The organism is Nocardia kruczakiae NBRC 101016 (genome assembly GCF_001612965.1).
In the GTDB taxonomy this organism is placed as follows: Bacteria; Actinomycetota; Actinomycetes; order Mycobacteriales; family Mycobacteriaceae; genus Nocardia; species Nocardia kruczakiae.
The window spans coordinates 16,050-41,362 of record NZ_BDBL01000023.1; the positions used below are offsets into that span (position 1 = coordinate 16,050).

Annotated in this window: 18 protein-coding genes; 6 read left to right on the plus strand and 12 right to left on the minus strand. The window is 68.8% G+C overall.

Annotated features, from left to right (window positions below; all coding sequences use genetic code 11):
- Window positions 1-47: 47 nt before the first annotated feature.
- Window positions 48-1,055 (minus strand): GlxA family transcriptional regulator, encoded by a 1,008-nt coding sequence (locus tag NK1_RS17150; protein ID WP_063009841.1) that lies wholly within the window; start codon window positions 1,053-1,055, stop codon window positions 48-50.
- A 78-nt stretch (window positions 1,056-1,133) separates the two neighbouring features.
- Here NK1_RS17150 and NK1_RS17155 point away from each other — a divergent pair, with 78 nt between their 5' ends.
- Window positions 1,134-1,757, plus strand: a complete 624-nt coding sequence (locus NK1_RS17155; RefSeq protein WP_063009842.1) for a TetR/AcrR family transcriptional regulator — start codon at window positions 1,134-1,136, stop codon at window positions 1,755-1,757.
- Between the two features lie 25 nt (window positions 1,758-1,782).
- Here the strand turns inward: NK1_RS17155 and NK1_RS17160 are convergent, their stop codons facing one another.
- Both NK1_RS17160 and NK1_RS17165 read right to left on the minus strand, forming a co-directional pair.
- Complete coding sequence (locus NK1_RS17160) at window positions 1,783-2,121, minus strand: GNAT family N-acetyltransferase (RefSeq protein ID WP_036496941.1); 339 nt, start codon at window positions 2,119-2,121, stop codon at window positions 1,783-1,785.
- A 710-nt stretch (window positions 2,122-2,831) separates the two neighbouring features.
- The gene (locus tag NK1_RS17165) at window positions 2,832-3,824 is read right to left on the minus strand and encodes a stage II sporulation protein M (protein WP_063009844.1); all 993 of its coding nucleotides are present in this window, start codon (window positions 3,822-3,824) and stop codon (window positions 2,832-2,834) included.
- A gap of 78 nt (window positions 3,825-3,902) precedes the next feature.
- Here NK1_RS17165 and NK1_RS17170 point away from each other — a divergent pair, with 78 nt between their 5' ends.
- Window positions 3,903-4,733, plus strand: coding sequence for an RDD family protein (locus NK1_RS17170; RefSeq protein ID WP_063906031.1), 831 nt, complete (start codon window positions 3,903-3,905; stop codon window positions 4,731-4,733).
- 4 nt (window positions 4,734-4,737) lie between these two features.
- On the opposite strand, the gene NK1_RS17175 is transcribed toward NK1_RS17170, so the two are convergent.
- The 5 genes from NK1_RS17175 to NK1_RS17195 all read right to left on the minus strand — a co-directional run bounded on the left by NK1_RS17175 (window position 4,738) and on the right by NK1_RS17195 (window position 11,036).
- Window positions 4,738-6,030 (minus strand): DUF58 domain-containing protein, encoded by a 1,293-nt coding sequence (locus NK1_RS17175; protein ID WP_063009846.1) that lies wholly within the window; start codon window positions 6,028-6,030, stop codon window positions 4,738-4,740.
- A 4-nt stretch (window positions 6,031-6,034) separates the two neighbouring features.
- Window positions 6,035-7,018: an AAA family ATPase gene (locus NK1_RS17180; RefSeq protein ID WP_063009848.1), complete on the minus strand. Its 984-nt coding sequence runs from the start codon at window positions 7,016-7,018 to the stop codon at window positions 6,035-6,037.
- Window positions 7,019-7,028: 10 nt separating this feature from the next.
- Window positions 7,029-8,081: a DUF4129 domain-containing protein gene (locus NK1_RS35785; RefSeq protein ID WP_063009850.1), complete on the minus strand. Its 1,053-nt coding sequence runs from the start codon at window positions 8,079-8,081 to the stop codon at window positions 7,029-7,031.
- Window positions 8,078-8,992, minus strand: coding sequence for a hypothetical protein (locus tag NK1_RS35790; protein ID WP_157104317.1), 915 nt, complete (start codon window positions 8,990-8,992; stop codon window positions 8,078-8,080). The genes NK1_RS35785 and NK1_RS35790 overlap by 4 nt, the downstream gene beginning before the upstream one ends.
- Before the next feature lie 61 nt (window positions 8,993-9,053).
- Window positions 9,054-11,036 carry a DUF4407 domain-containing protein gene (locus tag NK1_RS17195; protein WP_157104318.1) on the minus strand — a complete coding sequence of 661 codons (1,983 nt, stop codon included), beginning with the start codon at window positions 11,034-11,036 and terminating at the stop codon, window positions 9,054-9,056.
- 273 nt (window positions 11,037-11,309) lie between these two features.
- Here NK1_RS17195 and aroQ point away from each other — a divergent pair, with 273 nt between their 5' ends.
- From aroQ to NK1_RS17215, 4 genes are all read left to right on the plus strand, one after another.
- Window positions 11,310-12,068: a gamma subclass chorismate mutase AroQ gene (gene aroQ / locus NK1_RS17200; RefSeq protein ID WP_157104319.1), complete on the plus strand. Its 759-nt coding sequence runs from the start codon at window positions 11,310-11,312 to the stop codon at window positions 12,066-12,068.
- Window positions 12,069-12,823: 755 nt separating this feature from the next.
- Window positions 12,824-17,476: a glutamate synthase large subunit gene (gltB, locus tag NK1_RS17205; protein WP_063009856.1), complete on the plus strand. Its 4,653-nt coding sequence runs from the start codon at window positions 12,824-12,826 to the stop codon at window positions 17,474-17,476.
- Window positions 17,469-18,938, plus strand: coding sequence for a glutamate synthase subunit beta (locus NK1_RS17210; RefSeq protein WP_063009858.1), 1,470 nt, complete (start codon window positions 17,469-17,471; stop codon window positions 18,936-18,938). Before gltB ends, NK1_RS17210 begins: the two co-directional genes overlap by 8 nt.
- A 346-nt stretch (window positions 18,939-19,284) precedes the next feature.
- The gene (locus tag NK1_RS17215) at window positions 19,285-20,208 is read left to right on the plus strand and encodes a cutinase family protein (protein WP_083903576.1); all 924 of its coding nucleotides are present in this window, start codon (window positions 19,285-19,287) and stop codon (window positions 20,206-20,208) included.
- Window positions 20,209-20,287: 79 nt separating this feature from the next.
- Here the strand turns inward: NK1_RS17215 and NK1_RS17220 are convergent, their stop codons facing one another.
- From NK1_RS17220 to lysX, 4 genes are all read right to left on the minus strand, one after another.
- Window positions 20,288-20,602 carry a hypothetical protein gene (locus NK1_RS17220; RefSeq protein ID WP_062994904.1) on the minus strand — a complete coding sequence of 105 codons (315 nt, stop codon included), beginning with the start codon at window positions 20,600-20,602 and terminating at the stop codon, window positions 20,288-20,290.
- Window positions 20,603-20,848: 246 nt separating this feature from the next.
- A complete protein-coding gene (locus NK1_RS17225) occupies window positions 20,849-21,160 on the minus strand; it encodes a hypothetical protein (protein WP_245660607.1) in 312 nt (103 codons plus the stop codon).
- A 108-nt stretch (window positions 21,161-21,268) separates the two neighbouring features.
- Complete coding sequence (locus NK1_RS17230; protein WP_063009862.1) at window positions 21,269-21,898, minus strand: histidine phosphatase family protein; 630 nt, start codon at window positions 21,896-21,898, stop codon at window positions 21,269-21,271.
- Between the two features lie 69 nt (window positions 21,899-21,967).
- A complete protein-coding gene (gene lysX / locus NK1_RS17235) occupies window positions 21,968-25,303 on the minus strand; it encodes a bifunctional lysylphosphatidylglycerol synthetase/lysine--tRNA ligase LysX (protein WP_063009994.1) in 3,336 nt (1,111 codons plus the stop codon).
- Between the last annotated feature and the right edge of the window lie 10 nt (window positions 25,304-25,313).

Below are 25,313 nucleotides of genomic sequence, written 5' to 3' on the forward strand. Positions count from 1 at the left end.
GGTGGGAGGGCAGCGCGCCCCTCGCTACGGGACGGGAAAACACCGGATCAAGACACGGCGGCCACCAGCGGCGTCTCGCCGGAACCGGTGGACCGGAACCGGCGCTGATATTTACCGGGCGATATCCCGAGGCGGGCTATGAACGCGCGCCGCATCGCCTCGGTGCTGCCGTAGCCCGCCGCCATCGCCGCCTCGGTCACTCCGCGGCCGGCATGCAGCATGTCCCGGGCGACCCCGAAGCGGATGAAGGCGACGTATTCGGCGGGGGAGCGCTCCAATTCGGCGCGGAAGAGTCTGGTCAGATGCCGCGGGCTGACGTTGGCATGGGCCGCCAGCGTCCGAACGGTATGGGGGAAGGCGGGTTCCGCGCAGATGAGATCGACCACCTTGCGCACCAGTGGGCTGCGCGGCGCCGGCCCGGACAGCGAGGCCGAGAACTGCGACTGCCCGCCCGCGCGGTGCATGTACACCACCATCAACTGGGCGATCCGGCGCGCGATGTCGGGGCCGAAATCCTCCTCGACCATCGCCAATGCCAGGTCGACCCCGGCGGTCACGCCGGCCGAGCTGTAGAGGTTTCCGTCGCGTACGTAGATGTCGTCGGCGGCCACGTCGATCGCGGGATAGCGCCGCGCCAGATGTGCGGCGAACTTCCAGTGTGTGGTGGCCCGGCGCCCGTCGAACAGGCCCAGTTCGGCGAGGACGAACGCGCCGCTGCACACCGATGCCAGGCGCCGCGTGTTCCAGGACAGTCGCCGTGCCGCCGTGAGCAGTTCGGGTGTGACGAATCGAGAGGGCGGCAGCTCACTGCCCGGTATGACGACGGTGTCGAAGACGCCGGCGTCGGCCGCCGCGACCGCGCATTCGATCCGGGCGCCGATCGAGGTCTGCACACTGCCGCCGTCCGCCGACACCAGCACGACCTCGTATCCCGGGCACGTCTGGTTGGCCTCGACGAAAACTTCCGCGGGGCCGGTGAAGTCGAGCATCTTGACCCCGTCGAAGACCAGTATTCCTACCCGCCGGCGCGGTAGATGGGCGAGTTCGAGGGTCATCCCGCCATCATTGTGGAGTAACGCCTCCAGAACAAGCTTTGTGGTCGGGCTCGCAGTGTGATTGATACGGTGGGCGCCATGGGGAGGCCACGGCAGTTCGACGAATCGGCGTTGCTCGACGCCGCCACCGAACTGTTCTGGTCGCAGGGGTTCGAACAGACGTCGGTCGAGGACGTCTCGCGCACGAGTGGCATCGGCAACGGCAGCATCTATGCCGCTTACCGCAGCAAACGTGGCCTGTTCCTCGCGGCCTTCGAACGCTACTGCGAGGGCCGCGCCCGCCTGGTTCGCGAGGTGGTGACCACGGCTCCCGGTTCGGCGCGCGCGGCCGTGCGCGCGTTGTTCGAGGCGATCATCGACGACTGCGTCGCACAGCCCGATCGGCGCGGCTGCCTGATGCTCAACAGCATCGCCCAACTCGGCTCGCGCCTGCCCGAGGTGATCGGCATCGGGAATCGGACCACCGCCGCGATGGAACAGAGTGTCGCCGAGCGGTTACGCCGCGCCGCCGAGGAATCCGGTGCCGAACTCGATGCGGCGACCCTGGCCGCTTACAGCGCCGCGGTGGTGATGACCGCGCAGGGCCTCATTCAATTGAGTCGCTTGGGAACTCCGCTCTCGCGGTTGCGCGAGATCGCCGAGGTGTCGAGTCGCAATCTGCCCGGGGCGTGGGACGCTCCGGTCGCGGGCGGAGTCCTCTGACTGTCGTACTGCGGGGCGCCGTTCGTCAGCGGCCTCGCTGGGTGCGCACGTAGTCGACGGCGTCCTGCGTGACAGCGTCGGTGATGTCGGCGAATTCCTCGTGCTTCTGGATGTAGCCCGCAACGAACGGGCAGATCGGCACGATGCGCAGACCGGCCTCGCGGGTACGGTCCAGTGCCTGCGAGACCAGGGCGCCGGCCAGGCCGCGTCCGGCGAAGTCGGAGTCGATTTCGGTGTGGTAGAAGATCCGCTGCCCGTCGTGGTCGAGGTATTCGGTGAAGCCGGCGAGCCGATCGTCCACGCTGATTTCGAACCGCTCCGCGGCTTGCGTGACGACCGGGGAGGGTTGCTGTTCGGCGGTCATGGTCCCAGTATTGCGGCCCGGCCGGCCGGAATCGGGCAGGTTCGGGCGAGGACGCGCGCGGCAGTGTGATCTTCGCCGCATTCTCGGCGGCTGACCGGTCGTTATTCGTCTCCGGTATTACTGGTGAAAAATTGTTGTTCGAGTTCGCGGTCGAAATAACTGCACAATTCAATGGAAGCGCATCCGCAACTATCTGAGAATTACCTGACGGCAGACTTGGAATCTCCGGCGGTAACAAACTTGAAGTTTGTTTCTTGGTCGTGTCGCCCTTCCGGATGGCGCCGCAGCGGCTCCGATTGACGCGCTGACCTGCGGTGATGTCGAACGGGTAAGCAACAGGCGACGCGCCGGGAAATGATCGCGGACCGCGTATCCGGCAGCGGGACCAACCGCCGAATTGGCAGAAAAATCTCGGCTACTCGAGCGTTGCGGTATGGGGTACGCCGCTATTTCCGACCGCCCGCCAGGTATTTGCGCCCGGTCTCCGGAAGTGCTGTCTGGCTGCGAGTTTCGGCTCGGTTACGGCCGGGCAGACGGAGTGTGCAGGAGGTTGCGTAGGGATAACGATTGTGTAGAGTCGACGGTAACGCTGGCCGCAGCTGAGCTGGACTCGCTGCGGCCAGTGGATCTCAAATCGGCACTCCGATGATCCTTCGAATCCCCGCCCTCTCGCAAGGGATTTTCTCAGCCTCAGCAGAACCCGGCCGGCGTTAGCTCGATATGCGCTCGTCCGCGTCCGCCGCGGACCGCAACGCCACACTTTCCTGCGCCGCACGGCGTCCGGGGCCGAAGACGTAGGTCAGAAATCCGAGCTCGGCAACCAGCCCGATACCGATGCGCACCGGCGCGGGCCAGCCGGCGGGCGTGACGAATCCCTCGATCAGGCCCGATACCAACAGGACCGCCACCAGCCCGAGTGCGATCGTGGCCGTCGCCCGGCCCTGCCGGGCCAGCGCCTCGGCCCGCGACGACCGCCCCGGATCGATCAGCGTCCACCCCAGCTTCAGCCCCGCACCGCCGGCGACGAAAACTGCCGTGAGTTCGAGCATGCCGTGTGGCAGCAGGAAACCGAAGAACGAGTCGAGCCGCCCGGCATCCGCCATCAGCCCGGCGGACACCCCCACGTTCAGCGCGTTCATGAACAGCAGATAGGCGGCCGGGAGAATCAGGATGCCGGTGAACAACGCGATCGCCGACACCCAGGCGTTGTTGGTCCACACCTGTGCGGCGAAGGCGTCGTGCGGATGTTCGGAGTAGTAGGACTCGAAGCGACCGCCGGGGGCGGTCAGCGATGCCGCGTCCGCAGGTAGCCCCAACGTCCTTCGCGCCGAACCGGAACCGGACACCCAGATGCCGATTCCGGCCGAGACGGCCAGGAACGCGGCCGCCACCCCGGCCCACCACGACCACGCTCGATACACCACGGCGGGAAACCGGTGGGTGACGAAATAGCCGATCTGCGACCAGGTGTCGGTCCGCGCGCCCAGCAGCCGCCCCCGCGCTCGCGCCAGGACCGCGCTGAGACCGTTGATCAACTCCGGATCCGGTGAATGCGATTGCAGTCGCGCCAGCTGCTGGGAGGTGCGGCGATACAGGGCCACGAATTCGTCGACCTCGGCGCCGCTGAGGCGCCGCTGCGCGGTCAGCCGGTCGAGCCGATCCCAATGCCGCCGCTGCGCGAACGAATAGGCATCGACGTCCATCGGCTCCTCCTGTGTTCGTGCCGACCTCCACCCCGAAGGCTAGTTCGCACGCGCCCGATTCGGGATACTGGAGCGATCATGGCCGATTTCACCACGGGGGAGGCCGTCTCCCTGCAGTTGCCGATCGCGCGCATCCCCACCCGCGCCGCGGCCTTCGCGATCGATCTGGTGCTGCAGCTCGTTCTCGCCCTTCTGTTGTTGTCGGCCGTCGTCGGCCTGCTGTTCCGATTCGAACCCGACGGCGCGTGGGTCGATGTGGCCGTGCTGGTGACGATGGTGACCGTCCTCGTCGGATATCCGGTCGTCAGCGAAACCCTGATGCGCGGGCGGACGGTCGGAAAAATGGCCCTGGGCCTGCGTGTGGTGCGCGGCGACGGCGGTCCCGTCGATTTCCGGCACGCGCTGACCCGTGGACTCGCCGGCGCGCTCGTCGATTTCTGGAATCTCGGCGGGTTCGGTCTGGTGGCGGTGGTCACCTCACTGTGTTCGCCGCGGGCGCGGCGCGTCGGAGACATCCTGGCCGGCACCGTCGTGGTGTCGGATCGGGCGCGAATTCCCATGCCCGCCTTGGCCGTCGCGCCGCCCTGGCTGGTCGACTGGGTGGGACGGCTGGACCTGTCCGGGCTCACCGAGGATCTCGCACTGCCGGTGCGCCGGTATCTGACCCGCTTCCCGCAACTCACCCCGCAGGTACAGGCGGAACTCGGTGCGGCGCTGGTGGTCGCGGTCTGCGACCAACTGCGGGTGGCGCCACCGGCCGGATATCCGCCGCTGCAGATTCTCGGCGCGGTGATCGGGGAGCGGCAACGACGGATTCTGCCGCCACCACGCCTGCCCTTCTGGCCGATGTCGCAGCAGTGGCCGGCACCCGCGCAGCCGTACGCCCCGGCGGTCCGGCCGGGAGCGTGACCGCTCAGAGCGCTCCCGACCGCTTCAGTTCCAGGTACTCGTCGGCCAGCGCCTCCGGCACGCGATCCGGCGCCGCGGCCACCACGTCGATTCCCTGGCGCTGCAAGGTTTCTCGCACGATCGCGCGTTCGGTGAGCAGATGTTCGGCGGCCGCCGCGGCATAGACCTCGGCGGCGGAATCACGCCGGGTCGCGGTCGCGGCGATCTCCGGATCGGTGACCGACACCAGCAGCACCCGGTGCCGACTGCTCAGCACCGGGAGTACCGGCAGCAGATTCTCTTCGACCATCGCCCCGTCGAGGCTGGTGAACCAGACCACCAGGCTGCGCCGCCGGGTGTGGCGAACCGCGGTGCGGACCATCGCCGGGGTGTCGGCATCCAGCAGCGCGGGCACGACGCCCGAGAGGGCGTGCATCAGCTTGGGCTGCACGGCTTTTCCGCGCGCGCCCCGGACCTCGGCGCGGATCTCCCGATCGAAGGCCAGCAGATCGACGGTGTCCCCGGCCGCGGCCGCCAAACCGCCCAGCAGCAGGGCGGCCTCGATGGCGGTGTCCAGCCGGGTCTGCTCGCCGAGCCGGGCGGCGCTGATCCGCCCGGTGTCCATCAACATCAGCACGTGGCGATTGCGCTCGGGCCGCCAGGTGCGGACCAGCACATCGGTCGCGCGGGCCGTGGCTCGCCAGTCGATGGAACGCACATCGTCACCGGCCACGTATTCGCGAAAGGAATCGAATTCCGAGCCCGGGCCGCGCAGGTTGGCGACCGATCGGCCGTCCAGATGCTGCAGCCGTTTCACCTTGGCGGCGAGGATCCGTTCGGTCCGGAACGGCGGCAGTGCCCGAACCGTGGCGGGAACGGTGCGGCGGAACTGCCGCCCCGCCAGGCCGAGCGGTCCGACCAGCCGAACCGTGACCGGCCCCGCGATCCGATCGCCGCGGCGAGCCGGACTGACGGTGGTGGCCAGCCGGGTGGTGGTGTTCGGCGGCAGACGCAACCGGTGGGTCTCGGCCGGTGCCTGCGCACTGGGCGGCCAGTCGTCCCACAGCAGCGCCCGCACTGCGCCCGGGCCGCGATTCAGGACCGTGAGTTCGACGGTGGCGGTGCGGCCGACACGGACGGTGGTGAGCGGCACCCGGGACAGTTCGAGAGCGTCGGTGCGACAGGCGATCACGTCGACGGCGACCAGCAGAGTCAGCACACCCGTCAGCACCACGACTCCGGCCCAGGACGGCAGTGCGAGCCCGACGACCACCGCCGCCACGGCCGCGCAGACGGCGAGCCGACCCGTCACGATCATCGCGCTACACCGGAACCGGGACCGCGGCCAACAGCGAGGACATCACGCCGTCACCGGTTACGCCGTCCAGTTCGGCCTCGGGACGCAGCTGCAGACGATGCCGCAGGACCGTCCCCGCAACGGTTTTGACGTCGTCGGGAGTGACGAAGGCGCGTCCGTTCAGCCAGGCCAGGGCCCGAGCCGAGGCCAGCACCGCGGTCGCCCCGCGCGGTGACGCGCCGTGCTGAACCGCCGGGGAGGTGCGGGTCGCCCGGCACAGATCGACGATGTAGGCCAGCACCTCCGGATTGACCGTCACCTGCGCGACGGCGGCCCGCGCCGCCGCGATATGCGCCGCCCCCGCGACCGGTCGCACACCCGCCGCGCCCAGATCGCGCGGATCGAAGCCGGCGGCGTGGCGCTGCAGAATCCGGAATTCGTCGTCCCGGCCGGGCAACTGGATGTCCACCTTGAACAGGAACCGGTCCAGTTGCGCTTCCGGCAGCGGATAGGTGCCCTCCTGTTCGATCGGGTTCTGGGTCGCGATCACCACGAACGGATCGGGCAGCGGCTGCGGCACGCCGGCCACCGACACCTGCCGCTCCTCCATCGACTCCAGCAGTGCCGATTGGGTTTTCGGCGGTGTGCGGTTGATCTCGTCGGCGAGCAGCAGATTGGTGAAGACCGGGCCGCGGCGGAAGGTGAATTCGGCCGAATGCGGATCGTAGATCTGGGAGCCGGTGACATCGCCCGGCATCAGGTCCGGAGTGAACTGCACCCGGGTGTGCTCGAGTTCCAGCGCCGCGGCCAGCGATCGCACCAGCAGCGTCTTCGCCACGCCCGGAACACCTTCCAACAGCACATGGCCCCGGCACAGCAGCGCGAGTACCAGGTACAGCACCGCGTGGTCGTTGCCGACGACGGCCTTGCCGATCTCGGCACGCACCTCGCCGAGCGCCCGGAGCGCCTGGTCGGCGGTGGGGGTGTGGTTGGTCTGTGCCGTTGTCATCCGGTCTCCGTCATCCTATTTCCGATTCGATCCAGTCCAGTTGTGCCGCCACGTATTCCAGTGCCGCATCGTCGGCGACGGGCCCGTGGAAGGCCGCGGCGACGCGGCCGGGATCGACGCCGATCCGGGCTCCGATCACCGCGCTCACTCGTTCCGGCGCGGCATCGGCGCGCAGGTCCACGCGGCCGCGGATGCGCCGCAGTGTGGCCGCGCGTAATTTCGCCGCGACATGGGCGCGATCCTTGGTGCTGCGGTAGAGCGCGGCCTGACCGGCGAGCAGCTCACCGGCCGCCACCTGCACCGGGCGGGGTTCGCCCACCACGGCACCGCGGCGGCGGGCGCGCCACCAGACCACGACCGCGGCGAAGATCAGCGCCTGCAATCCGCCGTAGGCCAGCCAGGGCGGCAGGCGCTGAAAGATCGAATCGTTGCCCTCGCCCACATCGGGTGGGCGGACATCCGGGTGGTCGGGCGGGGGTGGTGGATGCGGCTGCGTCGGCTGCGGTGGGGCCGTCGGTGCGGCGGCCAGCCGGAACAGCAGGTACACCACCAGCGCGACGATGAGCGCGCCCACGATTGCCGCCCAGAAACGCTTGTCGCGCAACAACTGTGGCAGTGGTGGTAGCTGACGGGGGCCACGGCGCTTGCGGATCGAGCGCTGCTGTTCGATCGGGTCCGGCGGTGGCGGCGGCGCCAGCGAATACCGGTCGGCCGAGGTGAGGCGCTGATATTCGTCCGCGGTGGCGGTGCGCCCGCCGTAGACGATCTCGTCGAAACTGTGTGCGGCGCCGTCGAATTCGGCGGCGACGGCGGGAAGGGCACGCGCTGCGGCCGATGCGGTTTCGCGCGCGGTACGCGACCGCCGGACCTCGAGCACCCCACCTTGTTCGAGACCGCGCACCACGGCGCGGAAGCGTTCGCGCAGTGCGGTATCGAAATCGTGGTGCCCGGCGGCGGATTCGGCCGCGGCGCGGTGCTGGGCGGCCGGGCCGAGTGTCGGGGGTGCGGGCGCCGAGGGCCGATCCGGCCGGGCCGCATCGTCGGTCACCGTGTCGTCGGTCACCGTGTCACCTGCCCGCTCGGTATCCGGATATCGAAACCTTCGCGGCCGCAGCGCCGGTCGATATGGACCACCACCGCGGTCGCGGCGTCCACCGCCGCGGCGAACGCCGAAATCAGCAGCACCGCACCGGACAGCAGGGTGACGACAGCCCAGCGATGGGTTCCGGAGATATCGGAGAGGAAGCCCAGGAGCCCCGCGACCGGTGCCGACAGCACCAGCAGCACCGCGCGCAGATAGAGCCACAGACCCGCCAACGGCATCACGCGGCCGGTGGCGAGCAGTTTCGCCCGTCGGACCGCCGCCCGGTACGGAATCGATTCGGTGAACAGGACCGGCGCGATCGGCCACCGCGTCCCGCGCACCCGGGCCAGCCAGATCACCGCCGGGATCAGGGTGACGATCAGCGGCGTGCCGAGCAGCAGGATTCCGACGCCGATCGATGTGGAAATCACCTGATTCAGCAGCAGCCGCCCCGAGACCGGAAACAGGCGCTCGGCGGCGGTGCGCGCGGTGATCGGCTGGTCGTCGACGACGGCGAGCCCGATCGGCACGGTGACGCCGACTGTCCACAGCCGCAGTACCCATGCACAGCAGGCTGTGGAAAGAATTGCCGCCCAGGCGGTTCCGGCGCTCGAGCCGTCGGTCGCGAACGACACCAGGGCGGTGATCCCGACCACGACCCCCAGGGCCGCGGCCGAACCCGCCCCGGCCAGTCCGGCGATCAGCCGAATTCGATGCTGCAACACCGCGAAGGGCAGATCGGCCAGCTCGCGCCACGACAGCGGTCGCACCGGAATTCGTTCGGCGTCGTCCGCACCGCCGCCTCCGGAGTCGCGGTCGTCGGCACCGCGCGGCGGCACCACGCGGTGGGCGGACGATCGCCCCTCTCGACCGGTCACGGCGGGAAACACGGGCCGAGTCTATCCACGGACCCGGACACGTGACGGTTATCCGACCGGCCGGAACCCTCGGTCAGTCGCGGCCGGAGCCGGGCGGCAGTTCGCGCGGGGCGCGGTAGCCGAGTTCGGTCGCGTCGGGGGCGGGCAATTCGCCGTACGGGCCGGATTCCGGCAGGCGGGGGTGGGCCGCGGGATCCCGGTACGGGAGGGCCGCGTAGCGCGCATAGCGCGGATCGTGCCGGTAGGCGGCGTAGCGCGGGTCGTGCTGGTAGGCGTCGTACGGGTACGACGCGGTGACCTGGGCGTACGGCGCATTCGGCAGCGCCTGGCCCGGATGTGCGTAGCCCACCGCCGGATCGTGCGAATCCTCGGAGTTCACCGTCACCTTGCGGGTGCGTTTGAGAGTGAAGGTGATTTCCTCCGCCTCTTCGAAGACCTGCCGGACGGTCCGCAGCGGTGCGGTCGCAGTGTCGATGGTCCGGTCGAGTGCGGAGGTGACGAATCCGGGCACCAGCGGCCGGATCCAGCGCGCCGCGGTATCGGTGAACGGAACCGTGCCGATCACCGGAAGTTCCAGTCCACCACCCTTTTTCGCATCCTCGCGCGGGGCGGGCACCGCGGCGGGCGCATTCGGCGCCAGGCCGGTCGAGGGTAGCTGTGCGGGCAGATTCCGTGCGGTCACGGTCGCCTCCTGTAGGGGGTCGGTTCGGGCCGTGGATTCGGCGGCGGGCAATGCGTTCGGGGCGGTCTGCGCCCCCGGGGGAAGGGCGGCCAGCGCTTCGAATTCGGCCACCGCCCGGCGCTGCGGTTCGGTGATGCCGATTTCCAGGTTGCCGATCGCGGCGATCACCCGTTTGCGCTGACGTTCGCGATCGATCGCGGTATCGGCGTGCAATGCCAGTTGCGCGGCGGCCACCCGGTGTTCGGCGTGCTGGACCGCGACCGCGGTGTCGGCGGCCCGGGCGGCGCGGTCGGCTTCGGCCCGCGCGGCCACGGCGCGGTCGAACGACGATTCGCCGCGCCAGGACCGCAGTATCAGCGGCAACAGGGCCAGTACCACCGCGATCGCGATCGTGAGCAGGCGCAACAGCAGCGCGCCGATATGCCCGGCGGTGTAGTCGTTCATGGCCAGCCAGCGCGCGCCCAGACCACGGTCCCCCGTGCGGAATGCGGCGGTCCGGGCCTGCTCCAGGGCGCTCTGCCGGGCGGCGATCTCCGCGTCCGAGGGCTGGATCCGCGCCTGTGCGGTGTTGAACCGCCCGCGGGCGTCGTCGAGCATCGCGTTGGCGGTCTGTGATTCGGGTCCCCGGCCGGGCACCCCGGTGATCTTGGTCTGCGGGCACTGCGGCGTCGGGTTGTATTCGCAGCGGGCGACGACCAGGGCCTGATCCATATCGGCCTGTGCCTGGGCGATGGTCTGCGTGAGTGCGGCGCGTTCGGCCGTCGCCCGGTCGAGTTCGGTGCGCGCGGTGACCACGGTCGCGGCGGATTCGGCGTCGCGGCGGGATCGATCGTCGAGCGTGCGGTCGACGGATCCGGCGAGAATCACCGTGCTCGCCAGCTCGGCCACCAGCACACCGGTGATCACCGCGACCGCGATCCGCCCGAACCGCTCGGCCCGGCCGCGGCCGCCCCGGTCCGACAGTGGCGCGGTGGCCAGAGCTCGCGAGATCGCGCCGACCAGCAGTGTCGCGGGCAGCGCGACGATCGCCACAACCGCGGCGGGCCAGTGCGCCGCCGCACCCGCTGCCGCGACGACGATCCCGGACAGCACCGCGAACAGCAGCACCACCCCACCGGTGACGGCGTAGGCCGACGCCTCGTGCCGGTCGCCACGACCGGCTTCGGCGCCGCCGAGCCAGGTCAGCGCGCCGATCGGCGACCGCCGGGAAGTCGGTCGCGGTGCGGTCGTGGGAGAGCCGGCACCCGGAGATTCGGGCGCCGAGGTTTCGGAGGCCGGGCTTTCGGAGGCCGGGCTTTCGGAGGCCGGGGCTTCGGACGCCGGACGTCCGGTGGCGGATTGATCGAAGACGCGGGGATCGGTCAACAGATTCACATCCTCTGGGTCCCAATCGTTGTCGCCGCGGGCGAAACGGTCGTTGCATCGTGGTCCGGGCGGTGGTGTGCCCCCGCGCGCGGGCGGAGCGGGTAATCCGCCGAGCGCCCCGGCCGCGCGCAATCAGGTTCAGAGTGACAGGCCGACCGGGGAACCACCGAGTGCGATGGCATCGATGTGGTAAGCCTCACAGACGGCCGGGGAGCGAAACCCTACTCTCGGGTAGGCGGCACCGATCGACACGACGCTGCGGCCGTGACAGGAGGGCGGAACGTGCGAGCGACTCCGGAAGTCGGTGCTCATCGGAGCGGGGGACCATATGCGGGTGAGACCGGCGACTCCGCGGTGGCGGTCGACGCCCCCGCCGCACCGTCGCGATGCGATGGTCACCGCCCGCGCCGCCGCGCTCGGCTCGCCGCGGTCGCCGCGCTGCTCACCTCGGCATTCGCGCTCGCGGCGCCGATGACCGCGGAACAAGTACTTCCGCGGGCGCAGGCGGCTCCCGCGGAGGAAGGCCGGTCGGTATTGAGTCCCCTGGTGGAGCTGGTGCTGCGCCGCCTGAACACCGCCGACTCCGTCGCCGCCGCGAAATGGACCACGTCGCAGCGGACCGGACAGGCTCCCGTGGTCGACGATCCGGTGCGCGAGGCGCAGGTCTACGACGCGATGGCCGCCGCCGGCACCCGATCGGGGCTGCCGCAGGACTGGGTGCGGCAGGTCTTCACCGGTCAGATCGAAGCCAACAAGACCGTGCAGTACGGACTACTCACCCGGTGGCGGTTCGATCCGGCTGCCGCGCCCGCATCGGATGCGTCGGATCTGGCAGCCGTGCGGCCCGTGATCGACCAGGTCAACAGCGAAATCCTGAGTCAGCTGGCGGCGCATCGCACCGTGCTGGGCGCGCCGGATTGCGCGCAGCGGCTCGCGGCCGCCGTCTTTCCCGTTCTGACCTCGGGCCGGGTGGACGCACTGCACGGCGCGGCGCTGGTCCGCGCGACCGTAACGCTTTGTCCCGCAACGTATGTGAAATAAACCACAGTCATTCCCGATCTTGGTTTGCCCAGAATGTGCTGAACTCCACATTCGCAAACGATGCCGTACGGTCCGCACATTGGCGTGGCTTGTCGCTCCCGTATCCGGAATGTCTCCTCCGGGTGTCCGGAGAGTTAGCCGCCTTACACCCCGGTTTGCCGCCGCGGCGTACGGGGAAATCTGTTTCGACGCAGGTGAGAGCGTTGCGCAGGACCGGGCTCCCAGCTCGTGGCCGATGCTCGGACGCTATCGGCGGCAGTGGCGAACGCGACTCAGCGATCCGCGCTGCCTGCTTTACACTGGAGAACGCGCAGGTAGTGGAGGACCGATGAAGATGCCCAGGTAGACGGAGTATTTAGCACAACCTAAGTTGGTTGGGCTCCGGTCCTGACTTATCGTTTGCTCTAGGTGTCGGACGTGAAATGTCCGACTCGTCGCCCCGACTCGGCCACGAGCCGCAAGCATCAGCCTAGCGGGCGAGCACGGCGCGGTGGGTAAGGAACTCCTCAGAGTTCCGCTACCACCGAGCACCCGACTACGAAACCGAAGCGGGTGGACAACTGGAGAGTTTGACTGCACGGGATGACCATCAGCGCCGCTGGTCGCCGCAACGTCCGGACGCAGTCTAGGCGGAGGCGTTTCGACGAGGGCCATCGGAAAGAGGGCATCGAAATCGAAGGCCTCTTCGTTGAAGGCGCCTATTTCTTGAAGGCAGAGGCATGACGCAACTTCCTGGCCACCGCGGCGAGCCGCGAATGGGACACCGGTCACCTGGCCGCACTGGTCTTTATGACCCGGCGAACGAGCACGACTCCTGCGGTGTCGCGTTCGTCGTCGACATGCATGGCCGTCGTAGCCGCGACATCGTCGACAAGGCTATTACGGCACTGCTGAACCTGGAGCACCGTGGTGCTGCGGGTGCGGAACCCAACTCGGGTGACGGTGCGGGCATCCTGATCCAGCTCCCGGATGCGTTCTTCCGGGCCACGCTGGCCGAGAGCGGCGCCGCGTTCGAGTTGCCGCCGGAAGGTTCCTACGCCACCGGTATCGCATTCCTGCCGCAGGCCCGCCGCGAGGCCGCCCGCGCCTGCTACCGGGTCGAGAAGATCGTCAAGGAAGAGGGTCTGGCCGTTCTGGGCTGGCGCGAGGTTCCGATCGACGAGTCCTCCCTGGGTGCGCTGTCGCGGGACGCCATGCCGACGTTCCGGCAGCTGTTCATCGCCTCGCCCGCCGACGCCGCCGAGCAGCTCAGCGGCATGGATCTGGAGCGGCGTGCCTACGTCGTGCGCAAGCGGGTCGAGCACGAACTCGGCAAGCAGGGCGCCGGCGAGGGCGCGGTCGGCCGCGAGACCGTCTACTTCCCGAGCCTGTCCGGTCAGACCTTCGTCTACAAGGGCATGTTCACCACCCCGCAGCTGCGGGCGTTCTACCTGGATCTGCAGGACGACCGGGTCGAGTCGGCGCTGGGCATCGTGCACTCGCGCTTCTCGACCAACACCTTCCCCTCCTGGCCGCTGGCCCACCCCTTCCGCCGCGTCGCGCACAACGGTGAGATCAACACCGTCACCGGTAACGAGAACTGGATGCGCGCCCGCGAGGCGCTGCTGAACTCCGAGATCTTCGGCACCGACAGCGAGGGCAACAACCGGCTGGAGAAGATCTTCCCGGTCTGCACCCCGGGCGCCTCCGACACCGCGCGCTTCGACGAGGTGCTGGAACTGCTGCACCTCGGTGGCCGCAGCCTGCCGCACGCCGTGCTGATGATGATCCCGGAGGCCTGGGAGCGGCACGAGTCGATGGACCCGGCGCAGCGCGCCTTCTACCGCTACCACTCCATGCTGATGGAGCCGTGGGACGGCCCGGCCTCGGTGTGCTTCACCGACGGCACCGTCGTCGGCGCGGTGCTGGACCGCAACGGTCTGCGCCCGTCGCGTATCTGGGTCACCGAGGACGGCCTGGTCGTCATGGCCTCCGAGGTCGGCGTGCTCGACATCGAGCCGTCGAAGGTGGTCCGCAAGGCCCGTCTGCAGCCCGGCCGCATGTTCCTGGTCGACACCTCGCAGGGCCGCATCATCAGCGACGACGAGATCAAGTCGCAGCTGGCCGCCGAGCAGCCTTATCAGGAATGGCTCGACGAGGGCATCATCAAGCTGGCCGAGCTGCCCGACCGTCCGCACGAGCACATGTCGCACGACCGCGTGCTCATCCGCCAGCAGATCTTCGGATACTCCACCGAGGAACTGAGCCTGCTGATCTCGCCGATGGCCAAGACCGGCGGTGAGGCGCTGGGTTCGATGGGCACCGATACGCCGATCGCGGTGCTGTCCTCGCGTCCGCGCCTGCTGTTCGACTACTTCGCGCAGCTGTTCGCGCAGGTCACCAACCCGCCGCTGGACGCCATCCGTGAGGAGGTCGTCACCAGCCTGCGCAGCACCATCGGTCCCGAGGCCGACCTGCTGCATCCGGGACCGGAGTCCTGTCGTCACATCACGCTGACCCAGCCGATTCTCGACAACGACGAGCTGGCCAAGCTCGTCCACATCAACGACGACGGTTCGCGGCCCGAGCTGCGTTCGGTGGTCGTGCGCGGCCTCTACTCGGTGAAGAAGGGCGGCAAGGGCCTGCGCAAGGCGCTCGAGGCGATCAACGCCCAGGTGTCGGCCGCCATCGACGGCGGCGCGCGGATCATCGTGCTGTCCGACCGCGAATCCAACGAGAAGCTGGCGCCGATTCCGTCGCTGCTGCTCACCGCCTCGGTGCACCACCACCTGGTGCGCGAGCGCACCCGCACCAAGGTCGGCCTGGTCATCGAGGCCGGTGACGCCCGCGAGGTGCACCACATGGCGATGCTGGTCGGCTTCGGCGCGGCCGCGATCAACCCCTACATGGCCTTCGAGTCGATCGAGGACATGCTCGAGCGCGGTGCGCTGGAGATGCCGGGCAGCACCGGCGACAAGGCGGCCGACTACGCCGCGGCCGTCAAGAACTACAACAAGGCGGCCGGCAAGGGCGTGCTGAAGGTGATGTCCAAGATGGGCATCTCCACCATCGCCTCCTACCGCGGCGCGCAGCTGTTCCAGGTCGTGGGCCTGTCGCAGGAACTGTGCGACCAGTACTTCACCGGCCTGACCTCGCCGCTGGACGGCATCGGTCTCGACGACATCGCCGCCGAGGTCGCCGCCCGCCACCGGGTCGCCTTCCTGGAGAACCGCACCGAGCGCGCGCACCGCGAACTCGAGATCGGCGGTGAGTACCAGTGGCGGCGCGAGGGCGAGTTCCACCTGTTCAACCCGGACACGGTGTTCAAACTGCAGCACGCGACCCGCTCGGGCCAGTACTCGATCTTCAAGGAGTACACCAAGCTGGTCGACGACCAGTCCGAGCGCCTGGCCTCGCTGCGCGGCCTGTTCAAGTTCAAGACCGAGGGCCGGCACGCGATTCCGGTCGAGGAGGTCGAGCCGGCGAGCGAGATCGTGAAGCGCTTCTCCACCGGCGCGATGAGCTACGGCTCGATCTCGGCGGAGGCGCACGAGACCCTCGCCATCGCGATGAACCGCCTCGGCGGCCGCTCCAACTCGGGTGAGGGCGGCGAGTCGCCGGCTCGCTTCGAGCCGGAGGACAACGGCGACTGGCGGCGCAGTGCGATCAAGCAGGTGGCCTCGGGCCGCTTCGGTGTGACCGCGCACTACCTGACCAACTGCACCGATATCCAGATCAAGATGGCCCAGGGCGCCAAGCCCGGTGAGGGCGGTCAGCTGCCCGCGCACAAGGTGTACCCGTGGGTCGCCGAGGTGCGGCACTCGACGCCGGGTGTCGGCCTGATCTCGCCGCCGCCGCACCACGACATCTACTCGATCGAGGATCTGGCCCAGCTGATCCACGACCTGAAGAACGCGAATCCGCAGGCTCGGATTCACGTGAAACTTGTCGCGGAGCCCGGTGTCGGCACCGTCGCCGCGGGTGTTTCCAAGGCCCACGCCGATGTCGTGCTGATCTCCGGCCACGACGGTGGTACCGGTGCCTCGCCGCTGACCTCGCTGAAGCACGCGGGCGGCCCCTGGGAGCTCGGCCTGGCCGAGACCCAGCAGACGCTGCTGCTCAACGGTCTGCGTGACCGCATCGTGGTGCAGGTCGACGGCCAGATGAAGACCGGCCGCGATGTGCTGATCGGCGCGCTGCTCGGTGCCGAGGAGTACGGTTTCGCGACCGCTCCGCTGGTGGTCTCCGGCTGCGTCATGATGCGCGTCTGCCATCTCGACACCTGCCCGGTCGGCGTCGCGACCCAGAACCCGGTACTGCGTCAGCGCTTCACCGGTAAGCCCGAATTCGTCGAGAACTTCTTCATGTTCATCGCCGAAGAGGTGCGGGAGCTGCTGGCCTCGCTGGGTCTGCGCACGCTCGACGAGGCCATCGGCCGGGTCGACCTGCTCGACACCACCAAGGCCAAGGAGCACTGGAAGGCGAGCAAGCTGGATCTGTCGCCGATCCTCGACGATGTCGAGACGGCGTTCATGTACCAGGACCGCCGCAACACCAAGACTCAGGACCACGGCCTGGACAAGGCGCTGGACAACCAGCTCATCGCCCAGGCGGCGGATGCGCTCGAGCGCGGCAAGCCGGTCAAGTTCGAGACCAAGATCACGAACGTGAACCGCACGGTCGGCACCATGCTCGGCCACGAGGTGACCAAGCTCTACGGTGGCGCCGGCCTGCCCGACGACACCATCGACATCACCTTCACCGGTTCGGCGGGCAACAGCTTCGGCGCGTTCGTCCCGGCGGGTATCACCCTGCGGGTGTTCGGTGATGCCAACGACTATGTGGGCAAGGGTCTTTCGGGCGGGCACCTGGTGGTGCGGCCGTCGCTGAACGCGCCGGAGTCCTTCGTCGCCGAAGAGAACATCATCGCGGGCAACGTGATCCTGTTCGGCGCCACCAGCGGTGAGGCGTTCATCCGCGGTGTGGTCGGCGAGCGGTTCTGCGTGCGCAACTCGGGCGCCACCGCGGTGGTCGAGGGCGTGGGTGATCACGGCTGCGAGTACATGACCGGTGGCCGAGTGGTGATCCTCGGCGAGACCGGCCGGAACTTCGGTGCCGGTATGTCGGGCGGTATCGCCTACATCTACAACCCGAACGGCACGTTCGAAGCCAACCTCAACACCGAGCTGGTGGATATCGAACAGCTCGAGGGCGAGGACTTCACCTGGCTGCGCGACGTGGTCGCGAGCCATCGCGAGGCGACGGGTTCGGCGGTGGCCGAACGCATCCTGAGCGATTGGTCGCAGCAGGTGAACCACTTCGTGAAGGTTATGCCTCGCGACTACAAGAAGGTACTGCTCGCTATCTCCGAGGCTGAGAAGGCCGGGCGGGATGTCGACGAGGCGATCATGGAGGCCGCACGTGGGTGATCCACAGGGATTTCTGAAGCACACCAAGCGGGAGCTGCCCACCCGCCGTCCGGTTCCGCTGCGACTGATGGACTGGAAAGAGGTCTACGAGGAGAACTACTCCCACCAGACCCTGCAGACCCAGGCCAGCCGCTGCATGGACTGCGGTATCCCGTTCTGCCACAACGGCTGCCCGCTGGGGAACCTGATTCCCGAGTGGAACGACCTGGTGTACCGGGATCGCTGGCGCGAGGGCATCGACCGTCTGCACGCGACCAACAACTTCCCGGAGTTCACCGGGCGGCTGTGCCCGGCGCCGTGTGAGGCGTCGTGTGTGCTCGGCATCAATCAGGATCCGGTCACCATCAAGCAGGTCGAGGTCGAGCTCATCGAGAACGCCTTCGACGAGGGCTGGGTGCAGCCGGTCTATCCGACCCGCCTGACCGGTAAGAAGATCGCGGTCGTGGGTTCGGGTCCGGCCGGTCTGGCCGCGGCCCAGCAGCTGACCCGCGCCGGCCACACCGTCACGGTGTTCGAGCGCGACGACCGTATCGGCGGTCTGCTGCGCTACGGCATTCCGGAATTCAAGATGGAGAAGCGCTTCATCGACCGCCGCCTGGCGCAGATGGAGGCCGAGGGCACCATCTTCAAGGCGGGCGTGAACGTCGGTGTCGACATCACCGCCGAGCAGCTGCGCGAGCAGTTCGACGCGGTGGTCCTCGCCGGTGGTTCCACCATCGCCCGGGACCTGCCGATTCCGGGTCGCGATCTGGACGGCATCCACCAGGCGATGGAATTCCTCCCGCTGGCCAACCGCGTTCAGCTGGGCGATCCGGTCGCCGACGAGGAGGGCCTGCCGCGGATTCACGCCAAGGGCAAGAAGGTCGTCATCATCGGTGGCGGTGACACCGGCGCCGACTGCCTGGGCACCTCGCACCGGCAGGGGGCGGCCAGCATCCACCAGTTCGAGATCATGCCGAAGCCGCCGGCCGAGCGGGCCGAGTCGACCCCGTGGCCGACCTACCCGCTGATGTTCCGGGTCTCCTCGGCGCACGAAGAGGGCGGCGAGCGCGTCTTCTCGGTGAACACCGAGCGGTTCATCGGCGAGGACGGCAAGGTGACCGGACTGCAGGCGCACGAGGTCCGCAACGTCAACGGCCGCTTCGAGAAGGTCGAGGGCACCGACTTCACTCTGGAGGCCGATCTGGTCCTGCTGGCGATGGGCTTCGTCGGCCCGCAGAAGCCGGGTCTGCTCGAGGATCTCGGCGTGGGCTACGACCAGCGCGGCAACGTCAAGCGTGGTAAGGACTTCCAGACCACCGTTCCCGGCGTCTTCGTCGCCGGCGATATGGGGCGTGGGCAGTCGCTGATCGTGTGGGCCATCGCCGAGGGCCGGGCCGCCGCGTCGGCGGTGGACCAGCACCTCGAGGGCGAGACCGCGCTGCCGGCGCCGATCGCTCCGACGGCGGTCGCCCAGCGCTGAACCTGAAATCACCGGCGTCCACGGGCTTTCGAGCCCGTGGGCGCCTGTTTTTTCGCTCTGTAGTGCGGAAACTTGTACCCGAGTCTCAAACATCGGAAATCGGACGGGATTTCGAGCTCGGATGGCAGTTCCTCGATGTCGCCGTTATCCTGAGCACCGGTATGTCGTAAATGCTCTTGGTCCGTGTCCGGACTCGTTGTCGCGAGGTCGTCTCGCTGCCGCGCGTCACGGAGGCGGGCGGTTTTTGCTTCGCCGGGAATTTACCGCGCGGCAATGTGGCGGCGGCATCATCAGCGGCGAATACATATCAGGAGCCCCGGCGAGGGCTGGCTTGAACTGGAGCAGCATGCGGTTGAAGAAGGTTGTCGCGGCCGCCGGGGCGGCAGTCGCGGTACTGGCTGGTATGGCAGTGTCGGGTACCGCGATCGGAAGCGGTTCCGCGAGTGCGGATCCCGGATGTCCGAGCCTGTATGTCGTCGCTATTCCGGGCACCTGGGAAACCGGTGACCACAAGCCCGATCACATGGTCGGCCCCGGCATGCTGTCCGGTGTGACCCGCGGCCTGCCGAGTTCGACGGACGTCGACTACGTCAGCTACGCCGCGACCGCCTTCCCGTGGGAGGGCGATGTCTACGGCGCCTCCAAGAAGGAAGCGACCGACAACGCACGCGGCCTCATCCAGGGGATGGCGGCCCGCTGCGCCGGTACGCATTACGCGATCGTCGGCTACAGCCAGGGTGCGGATGCCGCGGGCGATCTGGCGGCCGAGATCGGCACCGGTCTGGGCGTCGTTCCGCCGGACCGCGTTTCGGGTGTCGGCCTGATCTCCGATCCGCGCCGTTCGCCCACCGACGTCCAGGTCGGCCCGGTGGTCGGCGGCGCCGGCGCCGGTGGTCCGCGCGTCGGTGGATTCGGCTTCCTCAGCGACCGGGTACGCACCATCTGCGCGGCCGGTGATCTGTACTGCTCCACCGAGGACACCGACTACGTCACCCGCTTCGCCGGCTTCCTGGCGCAGGCCTCCGGGGCGAGCGCGGCCAACCTGTGGCGCTACCAGCTCGAGGCGGGTTCGATCATCGGCGATCTGATGGCGCACGGCGGTGTCGCGGCTCTGCAGTCGCAGCTCACCGACGACGCCAACCAGCAGCGGGTCGAACAGCTCGAGCACTTCTACCAGTCCGGCACCCACACCTCCTACGGCAGCTATTCGGTGGGCGGCGGTCAGACCGCGATCTCCTGGATGCACAACTGGATCGCCGGAATGGCATGAGCCGGTGATCCACCCGTGAGGGCCACCCCGCGTCGAGCGGGGTGGCCCTCGTCGTTTCCGGGATCAGCCGTTTCCGGGATCAGCCGGCGGAACCGGTCGGCGGGAGCTGGGGCAGCTGCGGCGCGGGAGCCGGCTGGTTCTCCGGTCCGCGGTCCCGATCCCCGCGGTTGTCGCCGCGGTGGTCGCCGTCGGGCCCGCGGTGGTCACCGTCGTGATCGCGGTCGCCGGGGTGGTTGTCACGGTCGATGGCGACCGCGCTGGGTGCGTTGGCGGGGGTGTCGGCGAAGGCCGGCACGGCGAGCGCGGACAGGGGAACGACGACGAGCGCACCGGCGACGGCGACGCGGGTCACGAGACGGCGGGTGCGGTTCTTCGGCTTCGCGGTGGTCTGCAAGGTTTCGGCCTTTCGTCTGCGAATATGGAGCCGCGCTGTCGATTTCGGGCCGGTCGGCCCGGCGGCTCACGAGTACATCGAAACGCCCTCGGCTGGGTCAGCGATGTCCGCGAACTGTGAATGAACTTTGAAGCGACCGGTCACCGTTCCGCGGATCCCGGTCAGGCCCAATGGTTTCGCCCCCCCACACACAGCAACGAGGGCCGCTCCCGAAAAGGAGCGGCCCTCGTATGCCGTGGCGGTCGATCAGCCGAACGAGCCGGTGGGAGGCGGTCCGGGGAGGAAGCCGCCGGGACCGCCGGGCAGGAAACCGTCGGGGCCGCCGGGCAGGAAACCGCCCGGGCCCGGCTGCCAGGGGCCGTGATCGTGATCGTGGTGATGACGCCACCCGTCGTGGTCGTGGTCGTGCCAGTCGACGGGGGCGGCGGAGGGGGTGTCGGCGAAGGCGGGAACGGCGACCGCCGCCACGGGGGCGGCGGCGACGGCGCCGGCGACGGCGATGCGGGCGATCAGCCTGCGGCGCGAAGAACTCTTGGAGAGCAACGGATTACCTTTCACTCGGAACACGGGCCGTCGTGCGGGGGCCCATGGTCACTCATCGAACGACTCGACCCTGGGATGGACGAGCGATCGCGCTGGTAATCGGCTGTGAATTGTGGCGGCTGTTCAGTCCACCGGCAGATTGCGCGGCAACAGTTCCCAGACGTGGCTGTTCTCGTTCACCGTCGCCGCGGTCCGGGTCCCGCTGCGCGAGAAGAGCACCCGGGTGATCGAGCAGTAGTCGATCGGAAAGGTCAGCGGCCGTTGCAGGCCGAGGACGTCCTGCAGCAGTACGTTGATCACCCCGCCGTGCGCGAAGGCGACGACCGTATCGGCCGGTTCGGCGGCCGCGACGATATCGGCGATCGTGCCCAGTACCCGGGCCACGAACGCGGGACCGTCGATCTGTTCGGGCAGATGTCCGGCCTTGATCCGGTCGTAGGTGGCGCGGAAGTCGCGCTTGGCGTCCTCGATCGGGATGTAGGCGGGTAGGTCGCGGTCGTATTCGGCCAGCCCGTCGAGCACCTCGACCGGCAGTCCCAGCTTCTCGGCCGTCGGCGCGGCGGTATCGCGGGCCCGCCGCTGCGGACTGCTCACCACCCGCGCGATGCGATGCTCGCCCCCCGCGAAGCGGGCGATCACCGCGGGTACCCGCCGGGCCTGTTCGACACCCAGTTCGGTGAGTTCGGGATCGGCGGGACCGGAGGTGGTCAGTACCCGACCGGGCTGGGCGTGACGCACGAGAACAAGCTGCACGGATCTACTGTGCCGGACGCCGGTTCCCGGTTCGCGAACGGGTGCGCGCCTCGGACGCCGTAGGTGCGGTCAGCGTCCGTCGCCTTGGCCGGTGCGCGGTTTGACCAGCGGGAACGGCAGGGTTTCGCGGATGCTGCGCCCGGTGATCAGCATGACCACGCGGTCCACGCCCACACCCAGGCCACCGGTCGGCGGCATCGCGAATTCCAGCGCCTCGAGGAAATCCTCGTCCAGCTCCATGGCCTCCGGGTCGCCGCCCGCGGCCAGCAGCGACTGTTCGGTCAGGCGGCGGCGCTGTTCGATCGGATTGGTCAATTCGCTGTAGGCGGTGCCGAGTTCGACACCCCACGCCACCAGATCCCAGCGTTCGGCGACGCCGTCGATGCGCCGATGCGCGCGGGTCAGCGGTGAGACGGAGGTCGGGAAGTCGATGTAGAAGGTCGGTTCCTGGGTCCGGTCCTCGACGAGGTGCTCGTACATCTCGAGCACGATCTGCCCGGCGTCCCAGCCCGGCTGATACGGCACCTCGACCTTGTCGCACAGCAATCGCAGCCGATCCACCGGGGTGTCGGGGGTGACCGTCTCGCCGACCGCTTCGGAGATGGCGCCGTGCACGGTGCGCACCGGCCAGTCGCCGGAGATGTCGACCTCGGTCAGCGTTCCGTCCGCATCCGGTCGCAGGGCGACGCAGGCGCCGTTGGCCGCGATCGCCGCATTCTGGATCAGCTGGCGGCACGCGTGCATCATCCGCTCGTAGTCACTGTGCGCCTCATAGGCTTCCAGAATCGTGAATTCCGGATTGTGGCTGTAGTCCACACCCTCGTTGCGGAACACCCGGCCCAGTTCGAAGACCTTCTCCATCCCGCCCACGCACAGCCGCTTGAGATACAGCTCCGGTGCGATGCGCAGATACAGGTCCAGGTCGTAGGCGTTGATGTGGGTGCGGAAGGGCGTGGCGTTGGCGCCGCCGTGCACCTGCTGCAGGACCGGCGTCTCGACCTCGAGGAAACCCCAGCCGTTCAACGTGTCCCGCAGCGACCGCACCACCGCACTGCGTTTGGCCAGCACCTCGCGCGCCTCGACGTTGATCGTCATATCGACGTAGCGCTGACGCACCCGCGCCTCGGGGTCGGCGAGTCCGCGCCACTTGTCCGGCAGCGGGTGCAGGCATTTGCCGATCATCCGCCAGTCCTGGGCGAGCAGCGACAGTTCGCCGCGGCGGCTGCTGCCGATCTGGCCGCTCACCTCGATCAGATCACCCAGGTCGAAGTACTCGCCGAACGAACTCGAGCGGCGCGCGCCGACCCGGTCCCGGTCGATGAGGATCTGGATGTCGCCGGACCAGTCGCGCAGTGCGGCGAAGGTGACGCCGCCGTGATCGCGGATCCGCAACAGCCGTCCACACACCCGCACCGTGGTGCCCTTGGGGGAGCGGCGGGCATCGGCGATCGAATGGGTCGGGGCGTAGGCCACCGGGTAGGCGTCGATATCGGCCGATTCGAGCCGGCGCACCTTGTCCATCCGTACCCGCACCTGTTCGGGGCGGCGGGCGGCGGCCTGTTCGAGTTCCGAGGGCGGCGCCTCGGGCGGGCTGCCGTCGGCGTGCAGGCCCGTGAGGGTGGGCGGTACCGCGGAATGAAGACCGGTGTGCGCCGAGGCGTCCGGCTGCGTGCCGAAGCGCGGCAGGAAGCCCTCGGCCAGCGCGCCGGCGAACGCCACCCGCGGCAGCTGGCGGCGTTCCTCGAAGATGAGGAACCGCGGCACCCACTGCGGCTGATATTTCACATTCGACCGGTACAGCGCCTCGAGCTGCCACCAGCGGCTGAAGAACATCAGCACACTGCGCCACAGCCGCAGCACCGGGCCGGCGCCGATCCGGCCGCCCTCCTCGAACACCGAGCGGAACACCGCGAAGTTCAGCGAGACTCGGGTGATCCCGTACTGATCCGAGGTCAGCGCCAGCTGGGAAATCATGAATTCCATGATTCCGTTGGGGCCCTTGGGATCTCGTCGCATCACATCGAGCGAGACACCGCTGCGGCCCCACGGCACCAGCGAGAGCATGCCCCATACGCGGCCGTCGCGGTCGAGCGCCTCCACCAGCAGGCTGTCTCCGTCGAGCCGGTCGCCGAGCCGGCCCAGTGCCATCGAGAAGCCGCGTTCGGTTTCGGTGTCGCGCCACGAATCGGCGCGGGCGATCATCTGCGCCATCTCGTCCGGCGACAGTTCGCTGTGCCGGCGGACCCGGACGGTGAAACCCTGTTTGTGTAAACGGTTGGCGGCCTGGCGGACCTGCTTCATCTCGGGCCCGGCCAGCGAGAAGGAACGGGTGTCGAGAATCGCCTCGTCGCCCAGGCGCAGGGCGGACAGGCCCGCCCGGCGGTAGGCGGTGGCGCCGAGTTCACCCGCACCCATCACGGCCGGGGCCCAACCGTATTCGTCGGCCAGTCGCAACCAGGCATCGATGGCCTGCGGCCACGCCTCCCGCACACCGATCGGATCGCCGGAGGCCAGGCAGACGCCGAGTTCGACGCGATAGGTGATAGCCGCTTTACCGCTGGGCGCGAACACCACGGCCTTGTCGCGGCGAGTCGCGAAGTAGCCCAGCGAATCCTCGACGTCGGAGCGGGCGAGCAGGCCGCGCACCGCGGACTCGTCCAGTCCGGTCATGGCGTTGGAGGCGCGCTGGGAGCGGAACAGCACCAGTGCCGCCGCCAGCAGCGCGATCGCACCGAACAGGCCGAGCAGCAGATTCACCACGTGCGGGGGGTGCCCGTCGAAGTTGTTGTCCGCCACCAGAATTGTCGCGGTGACCCGCGAGACCGCCCACAGCGGCCGTTGCGCACCGCGCGGCAGGCTGCCGGGGAACAGTTCCACCAGCCCCCACCCGAGCAGACTGCTGATGATCAGCCCGCTGACCAGGACACCGAGCGCCTTCCACACCGCGCCCCGCCGCACCCGGGTGTAGAACTCCGGCCACGCCGCGATCATCAGGCCGATCACCGCCAGGTGGACGAACAGCGCGGCCAGCGCGTGCGGATCCTGTTCCTCGGCGAAATCCAGTCCGTTGGCGAGCGCGAACAGCGCCATGTACCCGGCCAGCAGCCACCAGGCGATGCGTTTGCGGGACGCCGTCGCGCCGGCGAGCAGACCGACGATCACCGCCCACATCAGGTTCGTGTCGGGCGCGTCGAAATAGTAGGCGTCGAGGTAGTGCCGCGGGACCGAGGTGATGTAGCGCAGACCGGGCGAAATACTCCACAGCGCACACAGAATCGAGAACACGCCGAGAACCAGGCCGACCAGGTGGGGGACTTCGCTCAGCCGACCGTGGGCGCGATGCGGAACCGGTGAGGCGGGTGATCTGCGGTCGCGCGAGTGAAGCTGGTCTTGCGTGGAAGTCACCGCACCAGTG